12 protein-coding genes are annotated in these 17,915 nt (G+C 60.3%); 3 read left to right on the top strand and 9 right to left on the bottom strand.

Features of this window, described 5'->3' with window-relative positions; genetic code table 11:
- Positions 1 to 2: 2 nt before the first annotated feature.
- The 4 genes from ybeY to pheS form a co-directional block, all read right to left on the bottom strand.
- Positions 3 to 440 carry an rRNA maturation RNase YbeY gene (ybeY, locus tag QZ460_RS03735; protein ID WP_290540255.1) on the bottom strand — a complete coding sequence of 146 codons (438 nt, stop codon included), beginning with the start codon at positions 438 to 440 and terminating at the stop codon, positions 3 to 5.
- An 80-nt stretch (positions 441 to 520) separates the two neighbouring features.
- Entirely contained in the window at positions 521 to 1,642 is a 1,122-nt protein-coding gene (locus QZ460_RS03730) for a peptidoglycan DD-metalloendopeptidase family protein (protein ID WP_290540254.1), read from the bottom strand.
- 7 nt (positions 1,643 to 1,649) lie between these two features.
- Positions 1,650 to 3,455, bottom strand: coding sequence for a tetratricopeptide repeat protein (locus QZ460_RS03725; RefSeq protein ID WP_290540253.1), 1,806 nt, complete (start codon positions 3,453 to 3,455; stop codon positions 1,650 to 1,652).
- Between the two features lie 14 nt (positions 3,456 to 3,469).
- Positions 3,470 to 4,495, bottom strand: a complete 1,026-nt coding sequence (gene pheS, locus QZ460_RS03720) for a phenylalanine--tRNA ligase subunit alpha (RefSeq protein WP_290540252.1) — start codon at positions 4,493 to 4,495, stop codon at positions 3,470 to 3,472.
- Between the two features lie 76 nt (positions 4,496 to 4,571).
- Between pheS and QZ460_RS03715 the strand changes: the two genes are divergently transcribed.
- Positions 4,572 to 6,869: a patatin-like phospholipase family protein gene (locus QZ460_RS03715; protein WP_290540251.1), complete on the top strand. Its 2,298-nt coding sequence runs from the start codon at positions 4,572 to 4,574 to the stop codon at positions 6,867 to 6,869.
- Positions 6,870 to 7,236: 367 nt separating this feature from the next.
- On the opposite strand, the gene QZ460_RS03710 is transcribed toward QZ460_RS03715, so the two are convergent.
- From QZ460_RS03710 to QZ460_RS03690, 5 genes are all read right to left on the bottom strand, one after another.
- Entirely contained in the window at positions 7,237 to 9,270 is a 2,034-nt protein-coding gene (locus tag QZ460_RS03710) for a M13 family metallopeptidase (protein WP_290540250.1), read from the bottom strand.
- Between the two features lie 80 nt (positions 9,271 to 9,350).
- Positions 9,351 to 10,613 carry a phosphoglycerate kinase gene (locus QZ460_RS03705; protein ID WP_290540249.1) on the bottom strand — a complete coding sequence of 421 codons (1,263 nt, stop codon included), beginning with the start codon at positions 10,611 to 10,613 and terminating at the stop codon, positions 9,351 to 9,353.
- 238 nt (positions 10,614 to 10,851) lie between these two features.
- Positions 10,852 to 12,174 (bottom strand): ABC transporter permease, encoded by a 1,323-nt coding sequence (locus QZ460_RS03700; RefSeq protein ID WP_290540248.1) that lies wholly within the window; start codon positions 12,172 to 12,174, stop codon positions 10,852 to 10,854.
- A gap of 139 nt (positions 12,175 to 12,313) precedes the next feature.
- Positions 12,314 to 13,234 carry an ABC transporter ATP-binding protein gene (locus tag QZ460_RS03695; RefSeq protein ID WP_290540247.1) on the bottom strand — a complete coding sequence of 307 codons (921 nt, stop codon included), beginning with the start codon at positions 13,232 to 13,234 and terminating at the stop codon, positions 12,314 to 12,316.
- Positions 13,235 to 13,362: 128 nt separating this feature from the next.
- Positions 13,363 to 13,767: a hypothetical protein gene (locus tag QZ460_RS03690; RefSeq protein WP_290540246.1), complete on the bottom strand. Its 405-nt coding sequence runs from the start codon at positions 13,765 to 13,767 to the stop codon at positions 13,363 to 13,365.
- A 112-nt stretch (positions 13,768 to 13,879) separates the two neighbouring features.
- Between QZ460_RS03690 and QZ460_RS03685 the strand changes: the two genes are divergently transcribed.
- Positions 13,880 to 16,330, top strand: coding sequence for an ATP-binding protein (locus QZ460_RS03685; protein WP_290540245.1), 2,451 nt, complete (start codon positions 13,880 to 13,882; stop codon positions 16,328 to 16,330).
- A gap of 5 nt (positions 16,331 to 16,335) precedes the next feature.
- Positions 16,336 to 17,733 carry a sigma-54 dependent transcriptional regulator gene (locus tag QZ460_RS03680; protein ID WP_290540299.1) on the top strand — a complete coding sequence of 466 codons (1,398 nt, stop codon included), beginning with the start codon at positions 16,336 to 16,338 and terminating at the stop codon, positions 17,731 to 17,733.
- Positions 17,734 to 17,915: the final 182 nt, after the last annotated feature.

The raw sequence follows: 17,915 nt of genomic DNA, 5'->3' as shown, positions 1-17,915 counted from the left end.
AATTACTGCTGGATACTCTCCCAGAATTTCAGGTATTTGTCCTCCTTTCGGTGCATCTGTGCATTGGTGCGGGGCGTTTTGTCGCCCTGCCCGCAGAGGTGCAGCACTCCGTGGACCACTACCCTGCGCATCTCCTGCAGGGTAGTCGCGCCATATTGGCGGGCGTTGTCGGCAACCGTCTCAACGTCGATGAAGATGTCGCCCGAGACGATCCGTGTTCCCTTGCGGTCGCTGTAATCGAACGTGATGACGTCGGTGAAGTAATCGTGCCCGAGGTATTGGCGGTTCATCTCCAGCAGCCGCTGTGCCGAGCAGAAGATATAGGTGACATCACCCAGCGTGTAGCCCTCTCCTGCGGCCACTTCGTGCAACCATCGCGCCGTGAGGCGCTTTTGCGGGAGTCGGTATTTGCAGTCGTCGGTAAAGTATTTGACAGCCATTTTTTCGTTGTTGTTATGTCGTTCTGTTCCGGGGCTGACGACGTGGCGGCCGCCCCGCGGAAACGCAGGAAGCGTCGGTTTTATTTTCGGAAACACTCCTCCGCGCGCATCTTCTGCCCGGGGTTGGGCGGGTAGATGCCGAAGACGAGTTTGTATTCGGTCTCCATCGTCATCACGTTGACTGCCGAGCCGATGGTTCCGAGTTGTGCGTTTCTTGCCACTTTTTGGCCCTTCTCGACGCAGATCGTCCCCATGTTGGCATAGGAGGTTATATATTCGCCGTGAGCGACGTAAACGTCGTATTTGCTGGTGATCCGGTTGCGCTTCACGTCGACGACCTTGCCGTCGTAGATCGAGATGACATGTGCCCCCTTCGGACCGATGATTTCGGCCATGTTCTCCCTGTATCGTTTCACGCGTCCGGCAGTCACCGGAAGACGCAGCCCGGAGGTTTTCGCCGAGAACGAAGCCCCTTCGGTATTTCCCTTGGTCAACTTGCGCAGTTCGCTGATGGCCACATCCAGCTGCTGCTCCTGTGCGATTTTGCGCTGCAGGGCCGTTTTCTCCTTCTGCGACATCGACCGGATGCTGGCCTTGGCATTGCGGGCGTCGCGCTGGAGTTTCTCGCGCTGTGCCGAGAGGCTGCGCGTGACCGAGTCGAGCGACCTCTTGCGGCGGTCGAGCGCCTCCTTTTCGGTGCGGACCTCGACGGTCAGCGCCTCGATGTCGCGCAGTTTGCGTTCGCGCATCGAGCCCACCTCGCGCAGGGCGGTGATCTTACGCGCCACGTCGGTGAAGTCGCGCGAGGAGAAGATATAGGTCAGGTAGTTGTTGTGCTTGTAGTTGCGGTAGGCCTCGCGCACCATTTCTCCGTACTGTGCACGGTCGCGTGCGAGGGTTGCCGCAAGGTTCCCGGCCACGCTGTCCGTGCGGGCGATCTCCTCACGCAGAAGGCGTGCCTGCTTTTCGGTCTCGTCGAGCAGCTGGTTGCGCGAATCGATCTGACGCGCCAGGCGGCGCACGCGTTCCTCGGTGGCCGTGCGGCCCTTCTGGATTTTCGAAATCTCCCGCTCTTCGGTGGCGATCCGTTTCTCGAGGGCCGCGATGACCCGTTTCTGCTCCTCGATGCGTCGGTCGTTCTGTGCGGCGGCAGTGAGTGTGCAGAGCAGGAACACAAGGGTCAGGATGCGGATCGGTCTCATGGCAGGGCTATTCTTTGGGTTCGGACTTGGTGATGGGGGGTTGTTGCAGACGCTGTTCGATCTGTCGGGCGTCGTAACCTTTTTCGAGTGCCCGGCGCCAGTAGATTTCAGCCATGAACTGCTCGCCCAGGAGATGCAGGATATCGCCGTAGTGAATCATCAGTTCGGGGCTCTTCTGTCCGTCGAGGGCGACGGCTTTTTGCAGGATTTTCCTGGCTTCGTCCGTGCGTCCCAGCTTGAAGAGCACCCAGCCGTGCGTGTCGAGGTAGGTGGGGTTGTTGTCGGTGATCGCCACGACGCGGCTCGACATGTTGAGCGCCCGTTCCAGATCGCGCCCCTCGAGCGAAAGAAAATAGGCGTAGTTATTGAGTACCATTGCGTTGTCGGACCAGTAGCGCAGACTCCGCTCGTAGGCCTCGTAGCACTCTTTCATGGCTTTGCGGGCGCTGCCCTTCCTGGCGGGCAGATCCGTGTGCAGGGGCAGACTTCCTTCCGGATTCGGCTCCCCGGCCTCGGCCTTCTGATGCCAGGTGTCGCCGATCATGCCCCAGATCGCGCTGCGCAGCGAATCCGTGTCGGCATGGTGCAAGGCCTCCTTGTAGATGTCGATAGCTTTGTCATACTGCTTCGAGAGACCCATCACATGTCCTTTGGCGAGGTGGAAGTCGATCTTCGCGGGGAAGAGCTCCAGGGCGTGCGTGACGTATTTGTCGACCGAGTCGGGACGCTGGAGGTAGCTCTCGATGTCGATCACTGCCCGGAAATACTCCTCGGCAAGGGGCCGGTCGCCGAGATGGCTCTTGTAGAGCGCCAGGGCCTGCTCCAGTTCGCCCGAAGCGATCAGGTGACCGGCGTAAAGTTCCACGACGCGTCTGTCGTCGGGATAGCGGATGGCCAGCGTCGAGGCCAGGTCGTTCAACTGGAAATAATATTCGCGGTAGAAGCGGGTGTCGGAGGTGAACTGTTCGAAGCGTTTGATCTTGGTTTCGAGCGGCAGTTCGTCGGATTGGAACAGCTGCCGCGTGACGGCCAGCAGCGCCCGGTAATCCTGCTGTCCGGCGTGAAAATCGGCCAGCGCCATCAGCGTCTGTACGTTCGTCGAGTCGATCTGCAGTGCAAGGTCGTATTCGGCGCGGGCCAGCGAATTCTTCTTGGCGATGGCGTAGAGGTCGCCGAGGACCACGTGGTGCTGGGCTTCGTAAGGGGCGGCTTCGACCATCGCCTGGGCTTCGGCCACGGCTTTGTCGAGCTGGTTCGTGGCCACCAGCAGACGCCGTTTCATGGTGCTCAGCAGGGGAATGCGCCCGAAGCGCAGTTCGGCCGAGTCGAGCGTCACGAGGGCCATGACGGGACTTTGCTTCTGCTCGTAGAGGGCCGCCACGATGCGGTAGTTGTCCGGATCCTTCGGGTCGTTCTCCATCAGGCGGCGGTAGACTTTCAGTGCTTCGTCGAGGCGGTTGGAGAGGATCAGTGCCTGTCCGTAGAACTGCTGGTACCATTTGTTCGCAGTGTCGAGCCGACAGGCGCGGCGGGCCATTTCGACGGCCTCTTCGGGCGACGAATTCAGAAGGTTTCCGGCCAGTTCGTACCACGCCGGTGCACAGGTCGAGTCGTTGCGGACCGCTTCGAGAAACAGTTCCCGGGCCCGGGCCGTGTCGCCCGCGATGATGTTTTGCTTGATGCCTTCGGTGTAGAGCCACACGCTGCGCAGCGAATCGGGGTATTCGGGCACTGCCGGGGTCCCCTTTCCCGAGACGAATGCCGCGAAGAAGAGCAGGAGGCAGAGGACCGTTGTCGCTGTGAGGCGTTTCATGGGCATCGGGGGATTTAGAGTGCTTCGTCGAACTGGTGGAGGAACCGCACGTCGTTTTCGAAATAGAGACGCAGGTCCTTTACGCCGTATTTGAGCATGGCAATGCGTTCAATACCCATGCCGAAGGCGAATCCGGAATATTTTTCGGAGTCGATGTTGTTGGCTTTCAATATGTTCGGATCCACCATGCCGCAGCCCATGATTTCGAGCCATCCCGTGCCCTTGCAGACGTTGCAGCCCTTGCCGCCGCAGAGGTTGCACGACACGTCGACCTCGGCCGAGGGTTCGGTGAAGGGGAAGTAGGACGGGCGCATGCGGATCACGGCCTGTTCGCCGAAGACCTCCTTGGCGAAGTAGAGCAGCGACTGCTTCATGTCGGCGAACGAGACTCCCTCGTCGATGTAGAGACCTTCGATCTGGTGGAAGATGCAGTGCGCGCGGTAGGAAATGGCCTCGTTGCGGAACACGCGACCCGGGCAGATGACGCGGATGGGCGGTTTCTGACGCTCCATCGTGCGGACCTGAATCGACGAGGTGTGCGTGCGCAGCAGGATGTCGGGGTCCTTTTCGATGAAGAACGTGTCCTGCATGTCGCGTGCCGGGTGCTCGGGCGGAAAGTTCAGGGCCGAGAACACATGCCAGTCGTCCTCGATCTCGGGGCCGTCGGCCACGGTATAGCCCAGCCGCGAAAAGACCTCGACGATCTGGTTTTTCACCAGCGAAATCGGGTGGCGCGACCCGAGGTGTTCGGCCGTGCCGGGACGTGTCAGGTCGCCTGAAGACGAGGTTGCGTCGGCCGCGGCGTTCTGCAACTGCTCGCGCAGGGTGTTGATGCGCTCCGTGGCCTCGTTTTTGAGACGGTTCAACTGCTGGCCCAATTCGCGTTTCAGCTCGGGAGCCACTGTTTTGAACTCCTCCATCAGGGCTGTCAGCTCGCCTTTCTTGCCGAGGATCCGGATGCGGAACTCCTCGATTTCCGAGGCGGCCTTCGGCTTAAACTCCTCGACACGTCGCAGGAGTTCATTGATTTTGTCAGTCATATTTTGATCGTGTTTCTTTTTTGTCTACTTTTGAACGACATCGTAGTAATGTGCAAAGTTATAAAAAAATTGAGATATGTTGCGTAAAATAGGCTCATTTGTCGGGGTGCTGCTGCTGGCGGTACTCCCTGCTGCGGCCCAGAAGATCGGGGTCGTGATGAGCGGCGGCGGAGCGAAGGGGCTTTACCATATCGGCGTCCTGGAGGCGCTCGAAGAGAACGGCGTGCCGATCGACTATGTGGCCGGAACCTCGATGGGTTCGATCATCGCCGCGATGTATGCCGCAGGATATTCCCCGGCCGAAATGCGTGCAATCGTCGACTCGGGGGTGGTCAAGGAGTGGGTCTCGGGGCGCATCGACCCCAACAAATACATGGCCTATTACTGGCAGGTGGGGAGCAGTCCGTCCTTTCTGAGCCTGCGCATCGACATCGAGAGCCCCTCGGGCAAGCGGCTGCGCGTACCCCGGAACCTGATCTCCTCGACGCAGATCGACATGGCCCTCACGGAACTGTTGGCCCCGGCGACGGCTGCCGCGGGGGGTGATTTCAACCGCCTGATGGTCCCGTTCCTCTGCGTGGCCAGCGACCTGAACCTCCGTAAACCGGTGGCCATACGCAAGGGCGACTTGAGCGAGGCGGTCCGCTCGTCGATGTCTATTCCGCTGGTTTTCAAGCCGATGGTGAGGGACTCGATGCTGCTGTACGACGGCGGTCTCTACGACAATTTCCCGTGGAAACCCCTCGACGCCTCTTTCCGGCCCGATCTGATCGTCGGCTCGATCTGCACCGAGGGCAACACCCCGCCCAGCGAGGACAGCAACATCATGGACCAGGCTTTCATGCTGGCCATGTACGATACCGACTATACGCTGCCCGAGGAGCGCAGCGTCACGATCCGCCGTGCCGTGGAGGTCAACATGCTCGACTTCGACCAGGCCGGGGCCATCATGGATATGGGCTACGAGGACGCCATGGCCGCCATGCCGCAACTGTTGGAGAAGGTCGCCGAACGCCGCGATTCGGCCTACTACGCCGGGCGCCGCGAGGCATTCCGCGCCAAGTGTCCGCCGCTGGTTTTCGACGACTACAAACTCAAGGGGTTGAAGCGCACCCAGCGGGAGTATATCCGCGATTTCGTGCAGATGGACCGCCGGACGCCGGGCATTCAGCGGCCGATGGGCTTTACCGAACTGCGTGACAACATCTTCGAGGTGCTTGCCGGCGGCGATTTCACGATGGACTTCCCCTCCGTGCGCTACGACTCCGTCCGGAAAAGTTATTCGTTCGAGGCCAAATTCGACACACGCCCCAATTTCAAGATTACCATCGGAGGAAACATCTCCTCGACAGCCTTCAACCAGGCCTATATCGGCCTCAACTACAAGTCTATCGGCCGCGTTGCGCAGCAGTTGGGTGCAGACCTCTACCTGGGGCCGATCTACACATGGGGAGCGATCGGGGGCCGGACGGATTTCTACGCATGGAAGCCGATATTCCTCGACTATTCCTACAATTTCGCGGTCCGGAATTTCCGCCACGGCTATTTCGGCAACGTCACCCGTGTCCGCAACGCCCAGCAGGTCAAGAACACCGAGAGCTTTTTCTCGATGGGTGCCGGCGTGCCTCTGACCCATCGCAGTGTCTTCACCCTGCGCCTCAACGGCGGGCATGTCAACTACCGCTACGATTCGGACGAACTGTTTGCCGATGACACCGACCATTCGCGCTTCTCGTTCTTCGGTGTCCGGGCCGGTCTGGCGCGCAATACCCTCGACAAGTTCCTCTATCCCCGCCGCGGCTCCGACCTGCATCTCTCGGCCATCTATGTCACCGGACGCGACAAATTCCAGCCCTACGATACGAAAGACTTCATTTCGCGCGAAAGGAGGCAGTGGTTCGGAGCCCGTTTTTCGTGGGACAAGTTCTTCGATGTGTCGGCGCCCAGCTGGTTCTCGCTCGGTCTGAATGTCGATGCTGTATGGACCAACCACCCGCAGTTCCGGACCGAATCCGCAACCCTGATGTCGATGCCCGACTACGCGCCCGTGTCACATGCCCGGATGATCTACATGCCCGATTTCCGGGGCAAGCGCTTCGTGGCGTGGGGGGTGATGCCGACCTTCGACCTGCTGCCCAACTGCTTCTTCCGGACGGGGTTCTACACCATGTTCCGCGAAAAACGGGACTTCAATCCCCTGCATAATACGGACGAGCGCTGGCATTATATCGCCGAGGCGTCGCTGGTCTACCATTCGCCGATCGGTCCGGTGAGCCTTGCGCTGACGAAATACGACCTGAAAAACTGGCGCAACATGTACCTGACCTTCAATTTCGGGTATGCGATTTTCGCCCCGAGAGGAACGTTCTATTGAGAGTCGTTATCAATCCCTTCGCCCTTTGCGCCGCGTCTCTTTTTTTCGAGTTTCCGGAGACCTATTTGCGGTAGAATGGCGGCTGTTTCCGGTCTTGGCGGTGATTCGAACCACTCTTGAAAAGGGCGCATGGGGCCATGATTTCCCTTCGCACAACGTCTGTTCCGGTCGTCGGGCAGACTTTGAAGAGGGTCTGGGGGCCGCCTGCTCCCTCCCTTCCGCATCCTGCCTCCGCGGTGAAGTCCCTGCACCTATTCCGCGCGTTCGAGACGGGTTTGGTGCGGTTGTCCGGCCGCGATGGTCCCGGTATATATGACAAAGCGGTACATAACCCAGGTTATGTACCGCTTTTGTGTTGCGAAGATGGCTACCAGATGATCACTCGCTCCTCTTCGGGCATGAACATCGGCCCGTCGGTGATCGAGAAGGCATCGTAGAAATCCTGCAGGTTGCGCAGCGTGGCGTTCACGCGCCATTTGCCCAGCGAATGCACGTCGAGCTTGGTGAGACGGGCAATCTCCTCGTCGCGGATGTTCTGTGCCCACAGCGTGGCGTAACCCAGGTAGAAACGCTGCTCGGGTGTAAATCCGTCGATCGGGGCGGGAGCCTCCTTGCCTGCGAGCGAATTGTTGTAGGCCGTGCGGGCCACGCGCAGACCGCCCTGGTCGGCAATGTTCTCGCCGAGCGACAATGCGCCGTTGGCGAAGATGGCAGGCTGGTCCCCCTTAGCGGGCAGAACCTCGATTGCGTCGAACTGCTTGACCAGAATGTCCGTCTTGGCCTTGAATGCGGCGGCATCCTCTTCGGTCCACCAGTTGTTCATGTTGCCGTCCTTGTCGAAATTGCGGCCCTGGTCGTCGAATCCGTGGGTCATCTCGTGGCCGATCACCACGCCGATTGCTCCGTAGTTCACCGCGTCATCGGCGTCGGGGTTGTAGAACGGCGGCTGGAGAATGGCGGCCGGGAAGCAGATTTCGTTGGTCGTGGGGCTGTAGTAGGCATTCACCGTTTGGGGCGACATGTGCCATTCGTCCTTGTCCACGGGCTTGCCCAACTTGGCAATGTTGTCGGACGTATACCAGGTGTTGGCTTCGACGATGTTCTCCCAGTAGCTCTTTGCGGGGTCGATCTGCAGTGCCGTGTAGTCCTTCCACTTGTCGGGATAGCCGATCTTCACGGTGAAGGCCGCGAGTTTCTCCTGAGCTTTGGCTTTCGTGGCATCGGACATCCAGTCGAGGGCGGCGATGTGCTGGCTGAGGGCCTTCTGCAGGTTCTTCACCATGTCGAGCATCCGGGCCTTGTCCTTCTCGGGGAAGTACTTGGCCACGTACATTTCGCCGACGGCCTCCGCAAGGGTCCCGTTGGGAACCGACATGGCGCGTTTCCAGCGGGGCTTCTGCTCCTGCTTGCCCGACATTGCGCGGCCGAAGAAGTCGAACGACGCGTTGATGAAGTCGTCGCTCAGGTAGCTGGCGGCGGCACCGATGTACTGTGCGGCCAGGTAGTAGCGGATCTCCTCCAGCGGGGCGTTTTTCATCAGCTCGTTGGCATTGGCCAGGGCCGAGGGGGTTGTCACGATGATCTGCTCGAAGTCGCCGATACCCATTGTCTTATAGTACTCGGCCCAGTCGATGGCGTCGTAGGTCTTCTCGAAATCGGCTTTCTTCGTGGGGTTGTACATGGCGGGGATGTTGCGCAGTTCGACGCTCGACCAGTTTTTCTCGGCCAGTTTCGTCTCGATCGACAGCACGCCGGCAACGGCCTTTTCGATGTCGGCTTCGGGAACACCCGACAGCCGGAAGATCTTGCCCAGATACTCCTTGTAGGCGGCGCGGATCGACTCGTTCTCGGGGGTGAGGTAGTAGTCGCGGTCACCCATGACCAGGCTGGGCTGCGAGACGTAGAGTGCGTTGATGTCGCTGTTCATCAGGTCGGACTGCACACCCATGCCGAAGAACGGATTGCCGATCGAGGTGTGGAGACCGGCCACCGTGGCGGTCAGCTGCGAGCGGTCGTCAAGGGCGAGAATTTTGTCGACGGCGGCCTTGATCGGAGCGGCGCCCTCGGCATTCAGGCGCACCGAGTCGAGCCCCATCTTGTAGAGGTCCGAAATCTTCTGCTCGATGCTTCCCGGCTCGGCTTTCTGCTGCATCATGCCGGAGAAGAGCTCGTTGATGCGCGTCTCGTTGTTGTCGCGCAGGATGTCGAACGATCCGTAGCGCGAATATTCGGGCTTCAGGGGGTTGTTCTTCTGCCAGCCGCCCGTGGCGTACTCGTAGAAGTCGGCGTTGGGGGCCACCGACAGATTGAAGTTGGCCTTGTCGAGGGCCGGGGTCTTGGGGGTATTCTGACAGGCTGCCATACAAGCCATTGTTGTTGCGAAAAGGATGATTTTTTTCATATCGGTTCGGGTTTTTATGAGACGGGGATCTCCGTGAAAACCGGAAATCCCCGCCGTTGTGATTGTTTCGGTATATCCGGTTAGTCGCGGATGGCCGCAACGCCCGGCAGGTCACCGAACTCGATGTATTCGAGCAGAGCACCGCCGCCCGTCGAGATGTATGACACCTGATCGGCCAGGCCGAACTTGTTGATGCAGGCTACCGAGTCGCCGCCGCCGATGAGCGAGTAGGCGCCATTCTTGGTGGCCTCGGCGATGGCCAGGGCCACCTCCTTGGATCCGGTTGCGAATTTGTCGATCTCGAACACACCCACGGGGCCGTTCCAGAGGATGGTCTTGCAGCCCAGGATGTGGTTGCGGAAGATCTTTTTGCCCTCGGAGCCGATGTCCAGACCCTCCCATCCGTCGGGAATGTTGTTGGCCGGAGCCTCCTGGGTGTTGGCGTCGGCCGAGAATGCGTCGGCCGTCAGTGCGTCGGGCGACATCACCAGTTCGACGCCCTTCTTCTTGGCCAGTTCGAGGATTTCGAGCGCTACGGGGAACATGTCGGGCTCGCAGATCGAGCTGCCGACCTTGCCGCCCTGTGCGGCCGCGAACGTGTAGGTCATGCCGCCGCCGATGATGATCGAATCGACCTTCTCGATCAGGGCCTTGATCACGCCGATCTTCGACGAAACCTTCGATCCGCCCACGATGGCGCAGAACGGATGTGCCGGAGCCTCCATCAGCGAGGAGATGGCCTTCACCTCTTTCTCCATCAGGTAGCCGAACATCTTGTCGTTGGGGAACGACTTGGCGATCAGATAGGTCGAAGCGTGCTTGCGGTGAGCTGTGCCGAACGCGTCGTTGATGTAGCAGTCGGCATACGAAGCGAGCTTCTGGACGAACTCCTTCTGCGGGCCCTCTTTCAGCGCCTTCTTGGCGGCGTCCTTCTCCTCCTTCGAGGCGTCCTCGGCCAGACCGCGGGGTTTACCCTCCTCCTCGGCGTAGAAACGCAGGTTCTCCAGCAGCATAACCTGTCCGGGCTTGAGGTTTTTGGCCATTTCGGCTGCCTTCTCACCGATGCAGTCACCGGCGAACTCGACCTTCGTGCCGAGGTTTTTCTCGACTGCGGGAACGATCTGCTCGAGCGAGTACTTGGGATCGGGATTCTTCTTGGGACGTCCCATGTGCGACATCAGGATTACCGAGCCGCCTTCGGTGAGCACCTTCTTGATGGTGGGGATGGCGGCGCGGATGCGCGTGTCGTCCGTCACTTCGCCCTTCTCGTTGAGGGGCACGTTGAAATCCACGCGGATGATCGCGCGCTTGCCTTTGAAATCGTAGTTGTCGATCGAGATCATAGCTGTTTGATTTTTAAATATTTTGGTGTAATGTTTTTCGTCTGGTCCTAATTCGGGACAAATTTATGAAAATATTTTAAGAATCTGTTATCCCGATAACAGAAAAGTTGCATTTTCGGGAAGGCGCATCGGGCTTCCTGCGACAAGCCCCCGCTTCGGACGGGGGCTTGGGGCGGAACCTGTTTGCGAATGCCGCCGGACGGGTGGCATAAGCAGATTGACGGCGCCTGCCCGTCAGCTAACTATCGTACCGTACCCACTTGAGCAGCTCCTTGAGCGAGGGTTTCTTGCCGTACATGAAGATCCCCACGCGGTAGATCTTCGCCGCAAACCACACCATGCCGACAAACGAGGCGTAGAGTACCACGAGCGAGAGGATGACCTCCCACAGCGGAATGTCGTAGGGGATGCGTGCCATCATGACGATCGGCGAGGTGAACGGGATGATCGAGAACCAGAAGGCCAGTTGCGAGTTGGGGTCCTTGATGACGACGATCATCATCAGCAGGGCGAGGATGATCGGCAGCGTGATGGGCATTTGCAGCTGCGAGGCGTCCTGTATGTTGTCGACGGCTGAACCCACGGCGGCGAACATCGCCGAGTAGAGGAGGTATCCGCCGAAGACGAACAGCAGCAGGCAGACGAAGATCTTGACGATATAGCCCAGGTCGGTCATGGTGGCCACGGCCTGCAGCATTTCGGGGCTCATGTCCGACATCGAAGCCGCATCGGGCATGCCCTGCTGCATGGCCTGGGCGCTTGCCATCACGTCTTCGGGCATCAGATGGGGCATCACCAGCGACCCGACGCCGGCGATCAGCACGCCCCAGAGCACCACCTGCACGATGGCCATCGAGGCCACGCCGAGGATTTTACCCATCATCAGGTCGAAGGGGCGCACCGACGAGACCATCACCTCCAGCACGCGGTTGTTCTTCTCCTCGATCACCGACTGCATGACCATCGATCCGTAGATCAGCAGGAACATGTAGAGGATGAATCCCAGGATGTAACCCACGGCCGAGGCCACGGCCGACGACTGTGCCTGCGCGTCCTTCTCCTGCGACTTGTCGTTACGGAAGGTCTGGATGTTGACCGAGGTCTTCACCTCGTCGAGGATCTGCGAGAGGTTTTCGATGTTGTAGGCCTTGAGTTTCTCGGCTTCGAGGATGCGCTCGATCTGCTCCGTGAGGTTGCTTTCGAGCGAGAGCGACGACGAGGAGTTGGCGTAGAGGCGGATGTTGTTCGGATTTTCCAGGATGTTGCCGCCGATGTAGAGCACGCCGAATTTGTCGGTCAGCTGCTTGCGGGCCTCCTCGGTCGACAGGTCCGTGGTTTCGAAACGGATCTCCTCGCCGTTTTTGAGTTTCGGGGCCACCAGCCCGCTGTCGTCGATGACGGTGATGACCTTCTCGTCGCCCCGCGAGAACTGCATGATGAGTGCCGGGGCGGCCATCAGTCCGATCATCAGCAGGGGCATCAGCAGCGTGGTGATGATGAAGGACTTTTTACGTACGCGCTCGTTGAACTCGCGCTGGATGATGATGGATATGTTGGACATGACAGGATGTAATTGATTCGTTGATCGTTGGTGCTCCTGAGAGCGGTATTTTCGCGGCGTTCCGACCGGTTTGTCCCTCCCCGAAACCCGCCTTTGCGGGGATCTTGCTGAAAGGGCCCGGAGGATCGGAACGGCGGTTTTACAGCGAGCCGTTCACGGCCCTTATGAAGATGTCGTTCATCGAGGGGATGATTTCGCGGAACGAACGCAGTTCGACGGACTCGTTGATCGCGCTGATGACCCCGCGCACTTCGGCACTGTCCGCGACGTGGAGCTTGAGCATCCGGTAGACCGACTCCTCCTGCGTGCCGTCGATGATTTCGCAGCGCCCCGCGACGGCCTGACGCAGGGTCTGCTCCTCGCCGCGGTAGGCCACCTCGAAGATGTTGGAGCCGTGGCGGCGGCGGATTTCGTCGACCTGGCCCGAGAGGATGTTGTGCGATTTGTTGATCAGCGTGATGTGGTCGCAGATCTCCTCCACGGAGGACATGTTGTGTGTCGAGAAGATGATCGTCGCACCCTTGTCGCGTAGCGCCAGGATTTCGTCTTTCAGCAGGTTGGCGTTGATCGGGTCGAATCCCGAGAACGGCTCGTCGAAGATTAGCAGCTCGGGTTCGTGCAGGATTGTGACGATGAACTGGACCTTCTGGGCCATGCCCTTCGAGAGCTCCTCCACCTTCTTGTCCCACCAGTCCTGAATGCCGAACCGGACGAACCACTGCTTCAGCCGCACGACGGCTTCGCGGCGCGAAAGTCCTTTCAGACGGGCGAAGAAGACGGCCTGTTCGCCCACCTTCATCTTCTTGTAGAGACCCCGCTCCTCGGGCAGGTAGCCGATGCGGTAGATGTCTTCGGGAGCGATCTCCCGGCTGCCGAACAGCACGCGGCCCGTGTCAGGCGCCGTGATGCGGTTGATGATGCGGATCAGGGTTGTCTTGCCGGCTCCGTTGGGTCCGAGCAGTCCGTAGACCGAACCTTTGGGGATGGCGAGCGATACGTCGTCGAGCGCCGTGTGCGAAGCGTAGCGTTTGGTGACGTGTTCTACTGTGAGTAAATCCATTGTCGCTGATGTTTTGTTTTTTGGATTGTTACGGCGGCAAATATAGGAATAAATTGTGAATGTCAAAAAATATTTATCGTTTTTCGATAAATTATTTCACGCATCCCCTTGCAGGGCGTCCGGAGGCCTCATGGATGCTCTGCCAGGGAGTCGATTCCCTGCTTCGCAGGCCGGACGGCGACGATGCTGTCGACGATGAACTTGGTGAAACCCCGCCAGGGCAGTACCCCGAAATACTCCTTGTAGTGCAGTTCGAGCGTCTTTCCCCCTTGGAGCATCAGCTTGCGCGCCAGAGCTTCGTTCTCGACCGAAAACTCGAACTCGTAGGACTGGATCGACCCGGCGGCTTTCGAGCGGATGCCGGTCTGGATCAGCTTCCCTTCGTAGGTCTTGAAAAGCACGCCCTTGTAGACGACGTAGTTCAGTTCGCCGCTCTTGACGCCCTCGCCGAAGACGAAGAAGAAGCGGAGGTAGGCAGCCGCAGCCAGCACGGCGGCAAGCGTTATCGTAGTCAGTATCCAATGCTTTCTCATGGTTTTCGTGTGCCGGATTTTTCCGTGTGTTTGTCGCAAAGATAAGCATTAAATAGTGCCGTCGTGCATTTTCCGCATGCGGGTTTTCGGGCTTTTTCGTATATTTGGGCCTGTGAAGGAGTCGAAATTTGTCAAAACGAAGATCGTGGCGGGCTATCTCCTGCTGATTGCGGTCTGTATTCTCTCGGTGGGTTATGTCTATCGGGTGGCGGTCCGTTTTTCGGCCCCCGACCGCAGCTACGCCCTGCTGCATACCAAGCGCAGCGCCGTCAACCGGACCCTCTACCACCTTTATCAGGCCGAAAGCTACGGGCAGCTGATGATCGCCGGATATGCCTCTTACGAGATGCGTTACAGGCGGGAGCTGCGCACCGTGCGGGCCTCGATCGACTCGCTCCGGGCGCTGACTCTGGGCGGGGATTCGCTGCAGACGATGCGCCTGGACAGCATCACGCGGCTGATCGCCGACAAGGAGCGCCGCACGATGAGCCTGCGCCGTTCGATCCGCGCCGGGGCCACGGCCGGACTGCTGGACAAGAACATCCGCAGTCTGATCGGTCCCCGGGAGAGCATCCTGGGCGATACGATCCCGCTCCGCAGCATCATCCGGCAGGATACGACGTCCGTGCCGCGGGCCAAACGCCGCTTTTTCCAGCGTTTGGGCGATCTGTTCAGTCCGCCGTCGTCCGATTCGAGTCTTGTGATCTCGCGCCGCGAGACCATCGCCCCGGTCATCCCCGTCGACGCGGTGAAGGACACCATCGTGCTGGTGCTGCGGGCCCTGCAGGACAGTGTCACGAGCAACCGGCAGGGCATCTACGACCATGCGTGGCAGGAGGGGCTGCGGCTGAGCTACAGCAACGAGTTGGTCAATACGAAGATCTACCGCCTGATCATGGACTTCGAGGCCGAGGACACGGCCTACCTGATGCAGCGCATCGAACGCAACGAGGCTTTTCGCAGGCGCTCGTCGCGCATTCTGGGCGGAGTGGCCATCGGGGCCGTGGTGCTGATGCTCCTGTTCGTCGGGATGCTTTGGCGCGACATCAATCGCAGCAACCGCTACCGCCGCGAGCTGGAGCGTGCCAACCGTGACAAGGAGTCCCTGCTGGAGGCGCGTGAGAAGCTGATGCTGGCCATCACGCACGACATCAAGGCCCCGCTGGGATCGGTGATGGGCTATATCGACCTGCTGGCACGGCTGACGAACGACAAGCGGCAGGAGCTCTACCTGCGCAACATGAAAGGCTCGTCGGAACACCTGTTGGCGCTGGTCAACAGCTTGCTGGATTTCTACCGGCTGGATATCAATAAGATCGAGGTTTGCTGCGTGGCGTTCAGCCCCGCGCAGCTGTTCGAGACCATCCGTGCGGGATTCGCCGCCGCGGCCGCGGCCAAGGGGCTGGAACTGCGTCTGGTGGTCGAGCCGGCTGCCGCGGGGGAGGTCTCGGGCGATGCGCTCCACATCCGGCAGATTGCCGACAATCTGATATCCAACGCCTTGAAGTTCACCGACGAAGGCTCGGTGAGACTCCGTGTGGACGTGGTGCGCGGACGGCTGATCTTCTCGGTGCGCGACACGGGCCGTGGCATCGACCGCGAGGAGCGGGAACGGATCTTCGCCGAGTTCGTGCGTTTGAGTTCGGCGCAGGGAGTCGACGGTTTCGGATTGGGGCTGTCGATCGTCAACCGCCTCGTGAAACTGCTCGACGGTACGATTTCGCTGGAAAGCCGGCCCGGCGAAGGGAGCAAGTTCATCGTGTCGCTCCCCGTCGGAGAGGCGGCGGCCGGGAGTGCGGCGGCGGCCGCCGAAGAACCTGTGCCCCAGACGGGATTGCGCGTGCTGCTGGTCGACGACGATCCCCTGCAGCTCGAAATGACGGCTGCGATGTGCCGCCGTGCGGGGATCGGCTGCGAGAGCTGCCAATATCCCGAATATGTCGCCAAACTTGTCGGCGAGAGCCGTTTCGATCTGGTGCTGACCGATTTGCAGATGCCGTCGGCCGACGGATTCGGTGTGCTCGAGGCGGTGCACGGGGTCGATCCCGGGCTGAATGTGATCGCCGTGTCGGCGCGCGGGGATCTGGGGGCTGCGGATTTTAGGGCCCGCGGTTTTGCGGGATGCCTCCGCAAACCATTCACATACAGCGAACTGGTGGCGGCGATACGGGCGGCCTGCGGCAGCGCGAAGATTGCCGCCCAGGGCGGAGATGCGGCTGTTCCGCCGGCCGACGGGGTTGACTTTACGGCCCTGACGGCCTATGCCGGGGACGATCCCGAGGCGGCGCGAAGCATCCTGCGCTCGTTTGCCGAACAGGCGGCCGAAAACTGTGCCGGACTTGAACGGGCGCTCGACGAGGGGGATGTCGCGACGGTTAAGGCGCTGGCGCACAGGATGCTGCCGATCTTCACGATGCTCGGGGCCGCGGAGGTTGCCGCGACGCTGCGCCGGGGCGAGATGTGCGAAGGTCCGTTGCCGGACGCCCTTTGCGGCGAATTGCGTGCGGCGGCCGGAAAAATCCGTGCGATTGTGGCAGAAGCTGAAAAAACCTTATCTTTGTGAGGTCTATGGAAGAGCGTATTCTGATTGTCGACGATGATATTACTTTTGCCCTGATGCTGCGCACGTGGCTCTCGAAACGCGGTTTCGGAGTCGAGACCGCCTCGTCGGTGGCGACGGCGCGCACGGCCCTTGCTGCGGGCGGCTTCTCGCTCGTGCTGAGCGACATGCGCTTGCCGGACGAGGATGGAATCGCCCTGCTGCAATGGATGGCGGGGGCGGGTGTGACGGCGCCGGTGATCGTGATGACGAGTTACGCCGAAATCCAGAACGCCGTGCGGTGCATGAAGCTCGGCGCACGGGACTATGTGGCCAAGCCGGTGAATCCCGACGAACTGCTGAAAAAAATCCGTGAGGCGCTGGATGCCCCGACAGAGACACTCCCGGCAGAGACCACCGCCCCGACAGGGGCGGCCCCGGCCGCGAAATCCGCGCCGAAACCTGCGCCGCGTGCCGGTGGGAGCTCTTCGGAGCCGCCGCTCAACTACATCGAGGGCCACAGCGACGCCGCCCGGCTGTTGTACGAACACATCCGGCTGGTGGCTCCGACCAACATGTCGGTGCTGGTCAACGGTGCGAGCGGCACGGGCAAGGAGCATGTGGCGCAGCTGATCCACCGCGAGAGCAAGCGTGCCGGAAAGCCTTTCGTGGCGGTCGACTGCGGGGCCATCCCCCGCGATCTGGCGGCTTCGGAGTTTTTCGGCCATGTCAAGGGGGCCTTCACCGGGGCTTTGGCCGATAAGACGGGGGCTTTCGAGGCGGCCGACGGGGGTACGCTCTTTCTCGACGAAGTCGGCAACCTGAGTTACGAAACGCAGGTGCAGCTGCTCCGTGCCCTGCAGGAGCGGCGGATCCGTCCCGTCGGCAGCAACCGCGAGATTCCCGTCGATATCCGTCTTGTGGCCGCGACCAACGAGGACCTCGAGGCGGCCATTGCGCGCGGGGTGTTTCGTGCCGACCTCTACCACCGCATCAACTCGTTCACGCTGCGCATGCCCTGTCTGCGCCAGATGCGCGGAGATATTCCGCTCTTCGCTGACTTCTTTCTGGACCAGGCCAACCGGGAGCTGGACAAGCGGATCGTCGGGTTCGACGCGGCGGCCGCCGCGGCCCTTGCCGCCTATGACTGGCCGGGGAACCTGCGGCAGCTGAAAAATGCGGTGATGTCGGCGACGCTGCTCGCCGCGGGCGAGTATATCGCCTGCCGCGACTTGCCGGCCGAAGTTACGGAAGGTCCGGTCGAAGCTGCGGAGGCGTCTCTTTCGCTGCGCGACCCGGCATCCGAGGAGGAGCAGATCCGCCGTGCCCTCTTAACGGTGGGCGGCAACAAGTCGCAGGCCGCCAAACTGCTCGGAATCGACCGCAAGACGCTCTACAACAAACTCCATCTTTACGGGATCGAATAGGGCCTTTTTGTCCGTCCGGTCGCGGCCTCCGGAGAGCCGTTCCACACTACGACTGTGGAATTTTTCCACACTTTCTGTTGCTTTTCCCCATTTTTCCACACCCTCTCCAATTTTTGGCACGCTGGTTTTCTGTTTGATAATCAGCGTGTTGTTGTTTTTACTCGTTTGTGGCACTCCGCTTG

Origin of the sequence: Alistipes sp. (assembly GCF_020026455.1) — a bacterium.
GTDB lineage: Bacteria > Bacteroidota > Bacteroidia > Bacteroidales > Rikenellaceae > Alistipes.
Note: the sequence above shows the minus strand (reverse complement) of the source record. Positions and strands in the feature narration are given on the sequence as shown.

Coding starts and splice junctions, on each gene's coding strand:
- ybeY (WP_290540255.1), bottom strand. CDS start 440: ATGGCTGTCAAATACTTTACCGACGACTGCAAATACCGACTCCCGCAA.
- QZ460_RS03730 (WP_290540254.1), bottom strand. CDS start 1,642: ATGAGACCGATCCGCATCCTGACCCTTGTGTTCCTGCTCTGCACACTC.
- QZ460_RS03725 (WP_290540253.1), bottom strand. CDS start 3,455: ATGAAACGCCTCACAGCGACAACGGTCCTCTGCCTCCTGCTCTTCTTC.
- pheS (WP_290540252.1), bottom strand. CDS start 4,495: ATGACTGACAAAATCAATGAACTCCTGCGACGTGTCGAGGAGTTTAAG.
- QZ460_RS03715 (WP_290540251.1), top strand. CDS start 4,572: ATGTTGCGTAAAATAGGCTCATTTGTCGGGGTGCTGCTGCTGGCGGTA.
- QZ460_RS03710 (WP_290540250.1), bottom strand. CDS start 9,270: ATGAAAAAAATCATCCTTTTCGCAACAACAATGGCTTGTATGGCAGCC.
- QZ460_RS03705 (WP_290540249.1), bottom strand. CDS start 10,613: ATGATCTCGATCGACAACTACGATTTCAAAGGCAAGCGCGCGATCATC.
- QZ460_RS03700 (WP_290540248.1), bottom strand. CDS start 12,174: ATGTCCAACATATCCATCATCATCCAGCGCGAGTTCAACGAGCGCGTA.
- QZ460_RS03695 (WP_290540247.1), bottom strand. CDS start 13,234: ATGGATTTACTCACAGTAGAACACGTCACCAAACGCTACGCTTCGCAC.
- QZ460_RS03690 (WP_290540246.1), bottom strand. CDS start 13,767: ATGAGAAAGCATTGGATACTGACTACGATAACGCTTGCCGCCGTGCTG.
- QZ460_RS03680 (WP_290540299.1), top strand. CDS start 16,336: ATGGAAGAGCGTATTCTGATTGTCGACGATGATATTACTTTTGCCCTG.